The organism is Acinetobacter seifertii, from assembly GCF_000368065.1.
Taxonomy (GTDB): Bacteria; Pseudomonadota; Gammaproteobacteria; order Pseudomonadales; family Moraxellaceae; genus Acinetobacter; species Acinetobacter seifertii.
Map to the genome: position 1 here is coordinate 231,637 of NZ_KB851200.1, position 14,606 is coordinate 246,242.

General features: G+C 36.6%; 16 protein-coding genes, 1 tRNA gene and 1 pseudogene. 12 read left to right on the forward strand and 6 right to left on the reverse strand.

Annotated elements, in window-relative coordinates; translation table 11 throughout:
- Positions 1 to 18: 18 nt before the first annotated feature.
- The 5 genes from F985_RS08435 (at position 19) to F985_RS08455 (ending at position 3,367) form a co-directional block, all read left to right on the forward strand.
- On the forward strand, positions 19 to 219 hold the full coding sequence (locus F985_RS08435) for an NF038104 family lipoprotein (protein WP_004699972.1): 201 nt from the start codon (positions 19 to 21) through the stop codon (positions 217 to 219).
- 9 nt (positions 220 to 228) lie between these two features.
- Positions 229 to 942, forward strand: coding sequence for a DNA repair protein RecO (recO, locus tag F985_RS08440; RefSeq protein WP_004699975.1), 714 nt, complete (start codon positions 229 to 231; stop codon positions 940 to 942).
- 13 nt (positions 943 to 955) lie between these two features.
- The gene (pdxJ, locus tag F985_RS08445; protein ID WP_004699978.1) at positions 956 to 1,681 is read left to right on the forward strand and encodes a pyridoxine 5'-phosphate synthase; all 726 of its coding nucleotides are present in this window, start codon (positions 956 to 958) and stop codon (positions 1,679 to 1,681) included.
- A gap of 6 nt (positions 1,682 to 1,687) precedes the next feature.
- Positions 1,688 to 2,332, forward strand: a complete 645-nt coding sequence (gene miaE / locus F985_RS08450) for a MiaE family protein (RefSeq protein ID WP_004699979.1) — start codon at positions 1,688 to 1,690, stop codon at positions 2,330 to 2,332.
- A 273-nt stretch (positions 2,333 to 2,605) separates the two neighbouring features.
- Entirely contained in the window at positions 2,606 to 3,367 is a 762-nt protein-coding gene (locus F985_RS08455) for an SDR family NAD(P)-dependent oxidoreductase (protein WP_004699982.1), read from the forward strand.
- Between the two features lie 165 nt (positions 3,368 to 3,532).
- On the opposite strand, the gene F985_RS08460 is transcribed toward F985_RS08455, so the two are convergent.
- Positions 3,533 to 3,608: transfer RNA gene (locus F985_RS08460), tRNA-Asn, on the reverse strand.
- A gap of 49 nt (positions 3,609 to 3,657) precedes the next feature.
- Here F985_RS08460 and F985_RS26090 point away from each other — a divergent pair.
- Together F985_RS26090 and F985_RS08465 are read left to right on the forward strand one after the other, a co-directional pair.
- A pseudogene (locus tag F985_RS26090) lies at positions 3,658 to 3,742 on the forward strand (hypothetical protein); the annotation flags it as partial.
- A 101-nt stretch (positions 3,743 to 3,843) separates the two neighbouring features.
- Positions 3,844 to 4,272 carry a hypothetical protein gene (locus F985_RS08465; RefSeq protein WP_004699984.1) on the forward strand — a complete coding sequence of 143 codons (429 nt, stop codon included), beginning with the start codon at positions 3,844 to 3,846 and terminating at the stop codon, positions 4,270 to 4,272.
- A gap of 15 nt (positions 4,273 to 4,287) precedes the next feature.
- Here F985_RS08465 and F985_RS08470 read toward each other — a convergent pair whose 3' ends face one another.
- On the reverse strand, positions 4,288 to 4,725 hold the full coding sequence (locus F985_RS08470) for a PaaI family thioesterase (protein WP_004699986.1): 438 nt from the start codon (positions 4,723 to 4,725) through the stop codon (positions 4,288 to 4,290).
- 186 nt (positions 4,726 to 4,911) lie between these two features.
- Between F985_RS08470 and F985_RS08475 the strand changes: the two genes are divergently transcribed.
- On the forward strand, positions 4,912 to 5,322 hold the full coding sequence (locus F985_RS08475; protein WP_004699987.1) for a GFA family protein: 411 nt from the start codon (positions 4,912 to 4,914) through the stop codon (positions 5,320 to 5,322).
- A gap of 51 nt (positions 5,323 to 5,373) precedes the next feature.
- Here F985_RS08475 and F985_RS08480 read toward each other — a convergent pair whose 3' ends face one another.
- The gene (locus tag F985_RS08480) at positions 5,374 to 6,609 is read right to left on the reverse strand and encodes a pyridoxal phosphate-dependent aminotransferase (protein WP_004699990.1); all 1,236 of its coding nucleotides are present in this window, start codon (positions 6,607 to 6,609) and stop codon (positions 5,374 to 5,376) included.
- Between the two features lie 208 nt (positions 6,610 to 6,817).
- Here F985_RS08480 and F985_RS08485 point away from each other — a divergent pair, with 208 nt between their 5' ends.
- Complete coding sequence (locus F985_RS08485) at positions 6,818 to 6,997, forward strand: hypothetical protein (protein WP_000139632.1); 180 nt, start codon at positions 6,818 to 6,820, stop codon at positions 6,995 to 6,997.
- Between the two features lie 30 nt (positions 6,998 to 7,027).
- Here F985_RS08485 and F985_RS08490 read toward each other — a convergent pair whose 3' ends face one another.
- From F985_RS08490 to F985_RS26095, 3 genes are all read right to left on the reverse strand, one after another.
- The gene (locus tag F985_RS08490) at positions 7,028 to 8,464 is read right to left on the reverse strand and encodes a sensor domain-containing diguanylate cyclase (protein ID WP_004699991.1); all 1,437 of its coding nucleotides are present in this window, start codon (positions 8,462 to 8,464) and stop codon (positions 7,028 to 7,030) included.
- Between the two features lie 174 nt (positions 8,465 to 8,638).
- Entirely contained in the window at positions 8,639 to 9,430 is a 792-nt protein-coding gene (locus F985_RS08495; RefSeq protein WP_004699994.1) for an A1S_2505 family phage non-structural protein, read from the reverse strand.
- Between the two features lie 194 nt (positions 9,431 to 9,624).
- A complete protein-coding gene (locus F985_RS26095) occupies positions 9,625 to 10,191 on the reverse strand; it encodes a GGDEF domain-containing protein (RefSeq protein WP_228128567.1) in 567 nt (188 codons plus the stop codon).
- Positions 10,192 to 10,686: 495 nt separating this feature from the next.
- Here F985_RS26095 and uvrB point away from each other — a divergent pair, with 495 nt between their 5' ends.
- From uvrB to rarD, 3 genes are all read left to right on the forward strand, one after another.
- Positions 10,687 to 12,708 (forward strand): excinuclease ABC subunit UvrB, encoded by a 2,022-nt coding sequence (gene uvrB / locus F985_RS08505; RefSeq protein WP_004699998.1) that lies wholly within the window; start codon positions 10,687 to 10,689, stop codon positions 12,706 to 12,708.
- A gap of 94 nt (positions 12,709 to 12,802) precedes the next feature.
- Complete coding sequence (locus F985_RS08510) at positions 12,803 to 13,390, forward strand: lipocalin family protein (RefSeq protein ID WP_004700000.1); 588 nt, start codon at positions 12,803 to 12,805, stop codon at positions 13,388 to 13,390.
- Between the two features lie 107 nt (positions 13,391 to 13,497).
- Positions 13,498 to 14,445, forward strand: a complete 948-nt coding sequence (gene rarD, locus F985_RS08515) for an EamA family transporter RarD (RefSeq protein ID WP_077165498.1) — start codon at positions 13,498 to 13,500, stop codon at positions 14,443 to 14,445.
- Positions 14,446 to 14,606 lie beyond the last annotated feature (161 nt).

The following is a 14,606-nucleotide window of genomic DNA, read 5'->3' on the forward strand; positions in this document are numbered from 1 at the left end:
GAAGCAGGGAATACTGGTATGAAAGCAATTACATCAATATTAGCTATTGTTGGATGTGCATTGATGTTGCAAGGTTGTGTATACAAGCTTGTAACCGTACCAGTAGGTATTGCTTATAAAACAACTAAAGGTGTAGTGAAGGGTACAGCTGCTGTTGTAGGAGCTGTAATTCCTGATGGTGACGACGACGATAAGAAAGAAAAAGAATCTAAGGAATAGTTTCTTTTTATGATGCGCAATGAAATCCTGCATGGATATATGATTCATCATCGTAAATATCGTGAAAAAAGCCATATTGTGCATCTCTTCACTCAAGAGTATGGGCGAGTCGATGGTATTTTAAGACAGACTCCACCCCCTCAATATCAGCCTATCCGCTTACAAGCTACGGGTAAAAGTGAACTGAAAAATTTTACGAAGCTGGAAATACTAAATCAGCCAGTTTTCTTTTTTGGTGATGCTTTTTTCGCTGGTTTTTATTTAAATGAAATTATTTTAAGACTTTGCCCTTTAGAAGAGGCAATGCCGCAAACATTTGAACAATATCAATTAACACTACTTCAACTACAAGAATTGTCTTCGCACGAAAACCCAGATCTCTTTCTTAGACAGATATTAAGACAGTTTGAACATGCCTTGCTTCCTGAGTTAGGTTACGCTATTGATTTTTCAGTTGATAGCTCCCAAAAAGAAATTTTGCCGCATCAATTTTATCAATTTCAAGTGACTGAAGGCTTTGCTCCAGTCGTTCAGGCAGGCCGTTCATCTCTGTCTGGAAAAGCAATTTTATCTATGTTGGACTATGAGCAAGGTCAGGATTTTTCTCACGAACAATTGCAATTATTAGGTAAACTATACCGTCAAATGATTACATCGCTTTTAGGAGATCGTCCCCTAAAAAGTCGACAATTGTGGATTCAAAACACTCAAACTCAATCGTAATTAGGATTTATTTATGGCTGCATTGCTTGGTGTAAACATAGACCATGTTGCTACTTTAAGACAGGCGCGCGGTACTACTTACCCAGATCCTGTAGAAGCTGCTCTCATTTGTGAACAAGCTGGCGCAGAGGGTATTACTTTGCATTTGCGTGAAGACCGTCGCCATATTCAAGATGATGACGTGCGTCGTATGCGTCCATTGTTAAAAACGCGTATGAATCTAGAGTTGGCTGTTACTGATGAAATGGTCGAGTTTGCAAAAGAAATTCAGCCACAGCATGTGTGCTTCGTTCCTGAAAAACGCCAAGAAGTGACAACGGAAGGTGGTTTGGATGTCGTAGCTAATTTTGAAAAAGTTAAGGCTGCAACTCAAGCTTTAGCTGCATTGGGTTGTGATGTATCTTTATTTATTGATGCAGATTTTGCTCAAATTGATGCGGCAATTGCATGTGGAGCACCTACGATTGAGTTACATACAGGTGCATATGCAGATGCGGAAACAGAGCAAGACCAACAAGAAGAACTAGCACGTATCGTAAAAGGTGTCGAATACGCGGCAGCAAAAGGTTTAGTTGTAAATGCGGGTCATGGCCTCAATCTAAAAAATATTGCTCCAATTGCAGCGATTCCACAAATTCATGAGTTAAATATTGGTCACTCAATTATTGCTGAGAGTGTTTTTGTAGGTCTGGTACAGGCTGTTAAAGATATGAAAACAGCAATTCAGGCAGCAGGATAATTAGTAATGTCGAGTATCAATTATGATGAGTTAATGCAGCCTGTATTAGACTTCTTGGGGTGTCAAACCCCAAATGAATGGTTGGATGAGGCAATCAATAATTTAGATATCTTGATGCAAGATCATGCTAATTGTGAAAAGAAAGCTGCTAGTACAGCAATGAACTTAATGTTCCGCTATAGCTTCTTTCCTGACTTACAAGTAAAACTTGCTCAGCTTGTACGAGAAGAAATGCTTCACTACGAACAAGTGCTTGAGCTTATGGCTAAGCGTGGTCAAGAGTGGACTGGTTTAAGTGCTGGACGTTATGCTGGTGGTCTCCGTAAAGAGATTCGTACCTATGAACCTGAAGCTTTAATTGACGTACTTGTGGTAGGTGCTTTTGTTGAAGCGCGTTCATGCGAACGCTTTCATGCACTGGCTCCACGTGTAGATGATGAGTTAGGACGCTATTATCGTTATCTGCTTAAATCAGAATCACGTCATTTCGAAGACTATTTAGCTCTCGCACTCGATGTGGCCAAAACAGCAAAAATGAAAAATCCTAAAGAGGATATTCAGCAGCGTATTGAACATATTCGTGAGGTTGAAAAAAATCTGATATTAACACCAGATGATACTTTCCGTTTTCACAGTGGTGTTCCTGCGTAGTTTTTGACGGCTTTTGTTAAAAAAGTTTACCTTCCAAGGTAAACTTTTTTTATTGGGTATAATTTATCTAGTGGGATCAAATAACTCTGCTTTTAGTTATTTAATGCATATAATTATTTAATAAATATATTTTTTATAGATTTTAATTTCTCTTAAAATTTTTAAAAAAACTTTTATTTTTTTAGCCTAATAATAAATATTGTGTAAATATAAAGGCTGATATGTTCATCATGAGTTCAACTAAAATAGTTGATTATTTCCAAGGATATAAGAATGTTAGCATTAGTTACAGGCGCATCGGCAGGTTTTGGTTATAGTATTTCAAAAAAGCTGATCGAGTTAGGCTATAACGTTATTGGATGCGGAAGACGGGCAGAAAAACTAGAAGAACTAAAACAACAACTGGGTGAAAAATTCTATCCATTAGTATTTGATATGACGGATACAGCAGAAAATATAAATAAGATATTTAAAGAGTTACCCAATGAATTTCAAATTGATCAAATTGACTTGCTTGTAAATAATGCAGGTTTGGCATTGGGTTTAGAGTCGGCAGATAAAGCGGAATTAGATGATTGGTACACGATGATTGATACCAATGTTAAAGGCCTTGTGACAGTTACCCGATTAATTTTACCAAGTATGGTAAACAAGAAATCTGGCTTAATTATTAATATGGGTTCAATTGCAGGTACATACCCATATCCGGGTGGTAATGTTTACGGTGCAACAAAGGCTTTTGTAGAGCAGTTTAGTCTAAATCTTCGTGCGGATTTGGCTGGTACAGGTGTGCGCGTGACTAACGTTGAACCAGGGCTGTGTGGGGGGACTGAATTTTCACTTGTACGTTTTAAAGGGGATCAAGATAAAGTGAGTAGTCTCTATGATAAGAAAAACCCAATTTTGCCTGAAGACATTGCAAATACGGTAGCTTGGATTGCAACTCAACCACCACATATTAATATTAACCGTATAGAAATGATGCCAACAACGCAGTCTTTTAATCCTTTAAAAGTGGTTGAAGTAGAAGAATGATTTAACAAGAAAATATGTTGTTTAGAGTTAAGTTGTATCGTTAAACCTAACACATGCTCTAAGAAAAAATTAAATCCTCTATCAATAGATAGGGGATTTTTTGTAGTTATTGATAAATTTATGGCAAAAAAAAGCCCGCTTTAATGCTGCGGGCTTTTTAGTATTTGGCTCTCCCACCTGGGCTCGAACCAGGGACCTGCGGATTAACAGTCCGTCGCTCTACCGACTGAGCTATGGGAGAATCTGCATGCGATTATAAGGAGATTTTGACAAGGGTCAAGTGAAAATCGTCATGTTTCCTTCATTTTTGTGTTGTATGCTTTTTATTTGACCAGGTTGGGTGGCAAACTCATAAATTACTTGCACTTTAAAAACTGAATTGCTAGATTCAAAAAAGAACAAGCGTTTGGAGAAATCCAAACAGTGTGGATTTAAACCAACTTGCCAGCACTAAAATGGCTAAATCGGAGATAAGTATGAAAACACTTACTATTGCCTCTATTTTTTCTAATTTTGATTTTTATCAACGTAATTATCTTAATATATTAAATCAACCTGAATCCTATTACACATGTGTAGAAGATGCGTGGATTGATGCTTTTCCATTTAAAAAGCAGAGATTGTACTTAGGTGATTTGCTACAACTCTGGTTTAGTTCAAAGTGGAATGTGCGTACTTCATTTAAAGTCTTAAAGTGTTCCAAATTGCTAGATCAATCGCAACCTCTTTATATTTTCCAGCTCGATGGCGAATTATTGTTAGGTAAAAATAAAGTTCTGGCTTGGTCTACTCAGCATCGTGAAGTTGTCGAGCTTCAACTTAAAAATATTTGGGCGCCATATGTGATTGCTCAAACTTGTGAACGTCCAATTATTCCTTACGTCATAAAAAAGGCAGCCGTTTAAAGCTGCCTCTATTCTTTATGGGCGAATAATCATGCAGGTTGCTGTCGCATAAGCATACAGTTTACCTTCTTCATCAATAATTTTTCCTTCGGAAATACCCAAGTTTTTACTTAAATTAATAACTTTTCCTGTGGCAATTAAAGCCTGATTTTGGGGAATAGGGCGGCACATTTTTACATTAAGGTCGATGGTGCCATAACCCACACCTGCGGGTAACATCGTATGAACAGCACAGCCTGTTACCGAGTCTAGGACTGTTGCAGCAAAGCCACCATGTACACCACCTAATGGGTTTAAATGGTTGAGATCTGCTTGTGCTTTAAAGGTTACAGATCCTTCAGAGATTTCAGTAGGTTGCATAGGTATAGTTTTGCTAATACTGGCAGGTGGAATGTGACCTTCAATCATGGCTTGTAAAAATTCGAGGCCTGTCATTTCCATAGGATTTTTCATTTTTTGAGTCCTTCAGTAATTAAAGTTCTAAAATAGAACTTGATGCTAAATTAGGCGTTAAAATGCATATTGTCAAGTTAGCAAGTACAAGAAATATGGCTATTTTATAGTTTATAAACTTGTAAAATTTAGTTGAGCAGAATATTTTATAACCCTAAAAATATAAACTTCTTGCGGAAAATAATAATGAACGGTCAGTGTCTATGCGGTGAAACAACTTTTGAAGTTGAATTAAAAAATCATGATGTACATGCTTGCCATTGTTCGATGTGTCGTAGACAAACTAGTGGTGTCATTATGACAGTTGATGTGGTCAAAGGTAGTTTAAAGTTTATTCAGCAAAAGCATCTTAGCGTATTTAACTCTTCTGAATGGGGCGAAAGAGGCTTTTGTAATACTTGTGGAACAACAATTTTTTGGAGAACGAAAGATCAAAACTACTGTAATATCAATGTATTTTCTTTAAATGATCCAATAGAAGACTTGAATTTAGATATGGAAATTTTTATTGATTCAAAACCCGATTTTTATACTTTCCAAAATCAAACAAAAAAATTAACTGAGGCTGAGGTAGTTGCCTTGTTTAACCCAGAATAATTTTAATTATAAAAAAGGCCTCAATTTTGAGGCCTTTTTTAATTTTACAAATTATTTAGCAGCCTTTTCTGCTTCAATTGAAGCGATCGCAGCGTCAACACCTTCAATCGATTCAGCAGCTTTTTTGATACGTGCTAACGCATCAACAAGTACTTCATCAGCTGTTGCATATGAAATACGCATGAAGCCGCCTAAACCAAATGCATCACCAGGAACAACTGCTACGCCAGTTTCTTCAAGTAACCATTCAGAGAATTCTGTGCAAGACTTTAAGCCTTTTGCACGAATAAGAGGGCGAATGTTTGCATAGGCATAGAATGCACCATCAGCAGGTAAGCAAGAGATACCTTTGATGTCATTTAAGCCGTTTACAACTAAGTCATGACGGCGTTTAAACGCTTCAATCATTGGTTCTAAAACATCTTGTGGGCCATTCAATGCAGCTTCAGCAGCAACTTGTGAAATTGAAGTTGGGTTAGAAGTTGATTGAGACTGGATTTTTTTCATTGCACCAATGATTTTTGCTGGGCCGGCTGCATAGCCAATACGCCAACCAGTCATTGCATATGCCTTAGAAACACCATTTAAAACAATTGTGCGGTCATATAAATCTGGAGCAACAGTTGCAATGTTATAGAACTCATCTTCCCAACGAATTGGTTCATACATGTCATCAGAAGCAACAAATACTTGTGGATGACGACGTAAAACTTCAGCTAAAGCTTCTAATTCAGCTTTGCTATAAATCATACCTGTTGGGTTAGATGGGCTGTTTAGTACCACTAAACGAGTATTTGGTGTAATAGCAGCTTCTAATTGTTCAGGAGTGATTTTGAAGCGTTGCTCTTCACCACATTTCACAATAACTGGTGTACCTTCAGCAATAATCACCATATCTGGATAGCTTACCCAGAACGGTGCAGGGATGATCACTTCATCGCCTTTGTTTAATAGAGCAAGCGCCAAGTTAAAGAAGCTTTGCTTACCACCACATGACACCAAAATCTGGTTTGCTTGATAATCAAGATTATTATCACGCTTAAATTTAGCAATAATTGCTTTTTTTAATCCAGGAGTACCATCTACAGCCGTATATTTGGTGAAACCATTATTAATCGCTTCAATTGCAGCATCTTTGATGTGTTGCGGGGTATCAAAGTCTGGTTCGCCAGCACCTAAACCAATCACGTTCTTGCCAGCAGCTTTAAGTTCAGCAGCTTTGTTGGTTACAGCAAGTGTAGGGGACGGTTTGATGGCATTGACACGATCAGAAAGACGTACGTCCACGGCAATATTCCTCTTATGGGATTAAAAAATAAAAAGCATACTATCTTATCGCAAAAATTAAGTAATTTGCGGATGCAGGTATTTTTAGATGTAAAAAAGTTTAATTTAGGAACGTTCTTGTTGCGGTTTTATTCAATTGAAGCTTTTTTCGAAAGAAATGAGAAAAATCCTTTATAATAAATCGCAATCGAAATATCGAGACTGAATTATGACTGAGCAACAGCCAAAACAGAAAAAGGCTTTGGTGAAATTGCCATTCCCAATGCCGAATGAAAGCAATCAAGCTGGTGATGCTGTACACAACCAAGTGCGTCCGAAGCCAGAGCAATATGCAGATAGAACTTGGATGCCTCCTCGTGGTACCCGTCGTTCTATGGGTAAGCGTTAATTTAAAAAAACAGGCAATATGCCTGTTTTTTTATTGTTGTAGTACTTCTTGATAATAAATTTTTTTCTTTTGATACATATGGTGATCTGCGCGTTTTAGCATATCCTCTACATGTTCATTGTCTTTTGTTGTTGCATGCCCAATAGCAATACTAATTGGGTGACTTGAGTAATATTGATTGTCTATATTGAAAAGTTCCTGAATCGTTTGAAGCATCATTAAAACATTCGCTTCGTCTGCTCCGGGCATTAAAACAACGAACTCATCTCCACCAATTCGAGAAGCGGTATAAGCAGTATGTGTGATTGCCTGATTTAGAATATTACCTACACGGCGTAACAACCCATCGCCAATATCATGACCCAGTTGATCATTGGTTTCTTTTAAACCATTCATATCTAAAAAAATTGATGAAACAGGGCGGATAATACTACGATTTAAACGATTAAGTTCTTCTGTAAAGAATGCGCGGTTATAGAGTTTAGTCAGTACATCATGTTGCCCTAAATATTCGAGATAATTTTCAGCTTTCTTTCGAGCTGTAATATCTGTGAGTGCAACCTGTACCAGTCCCCATGTCTCTTCATAGCCTGGGAATACAGTAAATTGCAGTAGGACATTTCTAATTTGTCCATCTAATGCATAATTAATTGCTTCACGCTTGTGGTGAATATTTCCTTGCCATAGCTCAATCAGTTGTTCTCTAAAGGTTTCCACCATCTCATCGGCAAAAATTTTATGGGTATTTTTTAGCAAAGTGTTTTTATCGGGTGCTTTAAATAAATCGAGGGTCGACTGATTAACATCTAAAATCAAAATATCTTCGATACATTGACGAACAAATTCAGGATGTACATCTAAAAAAGTTCTAAAATCTTCTATACCTAATAATCTAAGCTGATCAATTCTGTTTTTAATACGACTAAAATCTTCGACCCAAAGAGAAGTGGGTGAGTAAATAAACATTGACTCTGCTAAACGTCTATTTTTCTCTTCTTGACGGAGTGCGTTTTTGTAAGGAGTAATATCTTCAGTCGTAATTAAAATACGGCTAAAGGTGGCTTCAGAGCCTGGTAAAATTGCCCCCCGTAGTTGTACATCAATAGGTTTACCAGAGAGCGTGTAATTTATAGTAGTACTTGAGAAGTGGGTTTTGCCATTCCATAACGCTTCGAGTTCGTGAATATGGGCTTCAAACATCTCTTTTTTAAAAATAAGATCTAAGTTCGCGCACAATTCTTCTTGGTTTTTTGCTTCAAAAAGTTCTAAAGCTTTTTGATTGACTTTGATCACTTTAATTTTATGAGCACATTCAATAATTAGATTTTTATTTTGGCTTAGAAAATCATATAGGTTTTCAATCCCTTGGCTTTTCCATAAGTCAAATAACTGTTTAACTTCACTGAAATCCTCAATCCACATTGGAATTGGGGTTAGGTCAAAAATTGAAGAATCTAAAGTTTCCATATGTTTCTTTAAGTATTCAGTTTGTCTCAAAGTATAGTGAGAAAAATTAAGATTTGGAAAGATAAACAGATTAAATCTATTAGAATAATTAAAATAAAGAATATTTAATGTAAGTGAAATAACATAATGAGAAAGCAGAGGTTATCTGCTTAACTCATAAAATGACAAAATAAATTAGCGGTTAATTGGGTGTTCAATGTATTTTTCACCACGCCATAATTTAATAAAGTCTTGCTCATCGAAATCATATAGTTCCATAAGTGCAACAATAACACTTACGAAAATCATCGCGCCTTCTGAATTACCATGAATATTGAAAATCTTACCATTGAGCTTACCCAAAATATCACTTAATTCATGATCACGGCCTCTGCCATAACGGTCACGAGGATACAATTCTTCATTAAGTACGATAAGTGCTACTGCTTTTTCAGCATTCGATAAATCTGTTTTATCTAAAGCTTCTTCAAAAGACTCGCTACCATGATTAAAGTAAAAGATGACTTCATCATTAATGAAACTTTGAACCATTTTTTGAGTAAGTGTCGGGAACTGTGAAACAGCATTTTCTTCGACATATGGTTTAAATGATTCAGGGAAAATTACATTGTGATATATGCCCTTAAAAAGCGGAGCAATTTCAGAAACTTTATAACCTGCGATTCCACATCCTAAAGCAGTCACAAAGTACTTCATTTTAGGATGATTTTTTGCATAAATTTTAAAGTCTTCAACATAATGCTCGATTTGGGAGAGCGGCATTTGTTGAATATGTTCATTTAGAGTTGGAATTGCAAAGCTTTGTCCAGCCCAGCCACGACCTACACCTTCAACTGCACCAAAGTGCTGACTAGCAACTCGGGCAGCTCCACTACCGTGTTGCCCGGCAAGATTGCTTCCAAATACGAAAACTGTATCTTCAGGAAGTTCCGTTACAATGCTTTCATCATGGTATTGGTATGACATATTCTTATCATTAAATAGAGTATAAGCTCATGTTGCAGTTGATTGCGGGAAGGGTCAATACCTGTTTGCATTTTTCTTTTATAATTTTTTATAAGACTGTACTCAATGAAGATGAAAGTTATCAATTCATTTTATAAAGAAAGGCTTATAAGAAACTGATATGTTTTTATAGAGTCATAAAGTAAAGGTCTTACTTAAATAACAAAATCAGATGAAATTTGATTTCTACCATTTGCTTTAGCTCTATAGAGCAGATGATCAGCACGATGCAAAGCCTGTTCAATGTCCTGTAAGTTTTTTATAGAGGTGAGTCCATAACTTGCTGTAATTCTAATTTTATTATTCGTAAATACAGTTTGTTCTATCAAAGCTTTAAGCCGTTGTGTCTGGTGTAAAGCATCTCTTTCATTTTTAGCCGAGATCAAGCAAATAAATTCTTCACCTCCAAAGCGTGCTACTAAGTCATTAGCCTTTTTATTATTTAATATTATTTCACTAACGCCTTTTAAAATTAGATCACCTGTATAATGACCCCATGTATCATTAATTGTTTTGAAATGATCAAGGTCGAAGTATATTAAAAAATAAAAACTATTACCAAAATCTATAACTTTATTTTTTTCAAAAAAACTACGACGATTTAATAAATGAGTAAGCGGATCTTGAAAACGTTCATTATTGAGATGATGAATAACATCTTTGACGGCGCACCCACTAATGACTAGAGCAAATAAAATATTTAAGAGGATGTTGGCTGACATACATAGCAGCCACCATACTGATGAGGTTAAGGTAAATTGACTTTGATCTATAGGCTCTAAAAATATGAAGTTAATTCCAGCTCGAAAAAAAGAATATGAAACACTGATCAAATAAAAAATTAAGATCCATTTATCAAATGATTTAGAGGACGGTAATTTTTTTAGTACATATGGAATTGTAATAAAACCTACTAAACCCAAAGAAATATTTAAAATAATTAATCGTACCCATATTTGGGGCTGTATATATGAAAAATAGGTCAATATAGCAATCGTACATAAACTAATCGCTAATGCTAATTTGTGCCTAAAAGAAACCTTTAACTTCAGACTAATAGCATAGGCACCGAACCAACTGCCTAATAAATATAAAATTTGAAGATATTCACTTATATGTAATCAAAAATCTGATTAAAGTACAGAAAAATGATTGTAAATTTGGCTTATTGACTCCATTAATAGCAAATTACGCATATTTATAAAAGAGAGAGAACTGTGAACGAAAATCAACCTTTCGATTTGGTCACTCATTATCAGCCAGCGGGTGATCAGCCACAGGCAATTGAAAAGCTGGTAAATGGCGTCGAAAAAGGTTTTCGTAATCAGTTACTGTTGGGTGTGACTGGTTCCGGTAAGACCTATACCATGGCAAATGTCATTGCCCAAACACAACGGCCAACTATTGTGATGGCGCACAATAAGACCTTAGCAGCGCAGCTTTATGGTGAATTTAAAGCCTTTTTCCCAAATAATGCAGTTGAATACTTTGTAAGTTATTACGACTACTATCAACCAGAAGCTTATGTTCCGTCTTCAGATACGTTTATTGAAAAAGACGCAGCAATTAATGACCATATTGACCAGATGCGTTTATCGGCAACACGTGCTTTGTTAGAACGCCGTGATGCAATTATTGTTGCTTCTGTATCTGCTATTTATGGTTTGGGTGACCCAAATGCTTATATGCAAATGTTATTGCATGTGGTGCAGGGTGACCGAGTGAGTCGAGACGAAATTATTCGCCGTTTGGTTGAAATGCAATATACGCGTAATGAGCTTGAATTCTTACGTGGTACCTATCGAATTCGTGGCGAAATTATTGACATTTTCCCTGCTGAATCGGACCAACATGCAATTCGTATTGAGCTTTTTGATGATGAAGTAGACTCAATTCGTTGGTTTGACCCACTCACTGGTAAAATGGTACGCAAAGTACCACGTGTCACGATTTATCCAAAAAGCCATTATGTGACACCAAAAGACAACTTAACACGTGCGATTGATACCATTAAGGATGAACTTCAAGACCAGCTTAAGTTCTTCCGAGAACATGACAAGTTGCTTGAGGCTCAGCGTATAGAGCAGCGTACTCGTTATGATTTGGAAATGATGCAGCAGTTAGGCTATACCAATGGTATTGAAAACTACTCTCGTCATTTATCGGGCCGTCCAGCAGGTGAAGCACCACCGACATTGTTTGATTATGTGCCAGACGATGCCTTACTTATTATCGATGAATCGCATGTAACGGTTCCTCAGATTGGCGCAATGTATAAAGGTGACCGTTCACGTAAAGAAAACTTAGTGAATTATGGTTTCCGTTTACCTAGTGCACTTGATAACCGCCCAATGAAATTTGAAGAGTGGGAACGTATTGTACCAACCACTATATTTGTGAGCGCAACGCCCGCTAAATACGAATTGGAAAAGTCAGAACAAGTGGTTGAGCAAGTTGTTCGACCAACAGGTTTAATTGATCCAGAAATTGAAGTGCGCCCAGTACTTACTCAAGTCGATGATGTGCTTTCTGAAATTAATATTCGTAAGAATTTAAATGAACGTGTATTGGTGACGACTTTAACTAAACGTATGGCGGAAGATTTAACGTCTTACTTAAAAGAATATGGCGTTAAGGTTGCTTATTTGCACTCAGATATCGATACGGTTGAGCGTGTCAAAATTATTCATGAGTTACGTACAGGTGTATTCGACGTTTTAGTCGGTATTAACTTGCTTCGTGAAGGCTTGGATATGCCAGAGGTTTCTTTAGTTGCCATTTTAGATGCAGATAAAGAGGGCTTCTTACGTTCAGAACGTTCACTTATTCAGACCATTGGTCGAGCTGCCCGAAATGTGAAAGGTAAAGCAATTTTATATGCAGATAGAATTACCGATTCTATGCAAAAAGCAATTGATGAAACCGAGCGTCGTAGAGCCAAACAAATTGAGTTCAACGAGCTACATGGTATTACACCTCGTAGTGCTGTTCGTCAGGTCATCAAAGAAATTGATTCAGGTGAAGTGCTTTCAGATGATCAAATTGATGAGAAGATATTAGAGCAGGCAAAAGCCCTGAGTGCTGACGATCGACATATTCTTTCTGATCCTAAATTATTTAGTAAGCATATTACTAAGCTTGAGAAAGAAATGTTAAGGGCATCTAAAGACTTACAATTCGAGCAAGCTGCTCGCATTCGTGATGAGATTGTTCGTTTAAAAGCGCAAATGTTGCAATAAATGGATACATAACACTACATGATTTGTTTAAAAAACAAGCTACTGTAGATATTTAAGTTATTTTTGTATTCACAACTAAAAGTTGAGGGCAACAATGGCATTTCGAAAAAATGTTCCGCAAGCCAGTTGGCGCTTGGCAAAAATTGCATTGGGCGGGATTGTTCTGACTGGCTTAGCCGTTGGAACATATGCCTACGCCCAGCAAAAAACGTTACCAACTGTCGATAAAGTTGAATTAGACCGTTATTTAGGTGTGTGGTATGAAGTCGCACGTAAACCAGCTTTTTTTCAAAAAAAATGTGCTTACAACGTATCTGCAACATATACCTTAAATGAAAATGGGAATATTGTTGTAGATAACCGTTGTTATGATAATCAAAAACAATTACAGCAATCTATTGGTGAAGCATTTGTAGTGAATCCACCATATAACACTAAACTAAAGGTTAGTTTTTTACCTGAGGCTGTAAGATGGATACCCGTAATTCGTGGTGATTATTGGATTTTAAAACTAGATGAAGACTATCAGACTGTTTTAGTTGGAGAGCCTTCTCGTAAATATCTTTGGGTATTATCTCGAACGCCGCACCCTAAAAAAGAGGTAGTTGATGAATATCTGAATTATGCAAAAACATTAGGATTTGATATTCGAGATATTATTCACTCTGAGCACAAAGAGTAAAAAATTTTGCTTAAGAAAAAACCATGTCTTCACATGGTTTTTTCTTTTGTATAGTGGATAAATCAAGTATTGTATCGCTTCATTTTTATTGAAGTATAAAGAGGTTGGTGATGTTAAAAGGCGTGATTTTCTCTGTCATGGCATCATTAACTTTCGGTGTACTTTATTTCTATACCCAATTACTCGGCCAACTTGATAGCGAGCAGACTTTTGGATGGCGTATTATTGCAACTTTGCCATTTTTAACTATGTTTATGTGGTGGAGTGGTGACTTAAGCCATATTAAAAATATCTATCAGCGTGTTTTGGCAAACCCCTCTTTTCTTTTATTGCTCATCACAACCTCTGTGTTGACTTCGGTACAGCTATGGCTCTTTTTGTGGGGGCCAATGCATGGGCGTGGTTTACAAGTGTCCTTGGGATATTTCCTTCTACCGCTTGTACTGGTGTTAGCTGGTAGTGTCTTATATGGCGAAAAAATATCAAAATTTCAGTGGGTCGCTATTATTCTGGCCATAGTTGGGGTAGGCCATGAAATTTTTCGCTTAGGAAGTATTGCTTGGGAAACTGCTTTAGTTGCCATTGGTTATTCAGCTTATTTCTTATTACGCAAGAAAATTAAAACCGATAATTTAGGTGGTTTTTGGTGGGATCTTGTAATTATTATGCCCGTAGCGATTTATCTGACCCATACAGGTGTATTGCCATACGCTAAATTTCTCGATCAACCAACCCTTGCTTTGGTCATTATGGGGCTAGGGGTGCTTAGTGCTATAGGTTTAGGAAGTTATATATTAGCGAGTCGTTTTTTACCCTTAGTGGTATTTGGATTGCTCGGATATCTAGAACCTGTATTGCTTGCTTTGGCGTCGTTGGTTTTAGGTGAAAGTATTGGTCGAGAAGAGTGGTTTACTTATATTCCAATCTGGTGTGCTGTTTTTGTACTTGTTTTAGAAGGTGCTTTTCATCTTTATCAACAGCAGCAAAAAGCCAAAAATTTGCAGTTAAATATCGAAAAATATCAAAAAAGATTAAAAAATGATGCTCATCATTAGAGCATCAGAATCCAAAAAGTAAGAAAAAGCAAAAATTTAGCTGCTTTAAACAATAAGATAATAAAAAATAATTATAGGTATTTTATGAATTTATGATGAATTTTAGGAAAATCTAGCTACTAACGTCAGCTTTTGATTCATTCTTGCCAATAATTCCATTA

What these genes read in the sequence shown, in the direction of transcription:
- F985_RS08435 (WP_004699972.1), top strand. Translation starts at nt 19, where the DNA reads ATGAAAGCAATTACATCAATATTAGCTATTGTTGGATGTGCATTGATG.
- recO (WP_004699975.1), top strand. Translation starts at nt 229, where the DNA reads ATGATGCGCAATGAAATCCTGCATGGATATATGATTCATCATCGTAAA.
- pdxJ (WP_004699978.1), top strand. Translation starts at nt 956, where the DNA reads ATGGCTGCATTGCTTGGTGTAAACATAGACCATGTTGCTACTTTAAGA.
- miaE (WP_004699979.1), top strand. Translation starts at nt 1,688, where the DNA reads ATGTCGAGTATCAATTATGATGAGTTAATGCAGCCTGTATTAGACTTC.
- F985_RS08455 (WP_004699982.1), top strand. Translation starts at nt 2,606, where the DNA reads ATGTTAGCATTAGTTACAGGCGCATCGGCAGGTTTTGGTTATAGTATT.
- F985_RS08465 (WP_004699984.1), top strand. Translation starts at nt 3,844, where the DNA reads ATGAAAACACTTACTATTGCCTCTATTTTTTCTAATTTTGATTTTTAT.
- F985_RS08470 (WP_004699986.1), bottom strand. Translation starts at nt 4,725, where the DNA reads ATGAAAAATCCTATGGAAATGACAGGCCTCGAATTTTTACAAGCCATG.
- F985_RS08475 (WP_004699987.1), top strand. Translation starts at nt 4,912, where the DNA reads ATGAACGGTCAGTGTCTATGCGGTGAAACAACTTTTGAAGTTGAATTA.
- F985_RS08485 (WP_000139632.1), top strand. Translation starts at nt 6,818, where the DNA reads ATGACTGAGCAACAGCCAAAACAGAAAAAGGCTTTGGTGAAATTGCCA.
- F985_RS08490 (WP_004699991.1), bottom strand. Translation starts at nt 8,464, where the DNA reads ATGGAAACTTTAGATTCTTCAATTTTTGACCTAACCCCAATTCCAATG.
- F985_RS08495 (WP_004699994.1), bottom strand. Translation starts at nt 9,430, where the DNA reads ATGTCATACCAATACCATGATGAAAGCATTGTAACGGAACTTCCTGAA.
- F985_RS26095 (WP_228128567.1), bottom strand. Translation starts at nt 10,191, where the DNA reads ATGTCAGCCAACATCCTCTTAAATATTTTATTTGCTCTAGTCATTAGT.
- F985_RS08510 (WP_004700000.1), top strand. Translation starts at nt 12,803, where the DNA reads ATGGCATTTCGAAAAAATGTTCCGCAAGCCAGTTGGCGCTTGGCAAAA.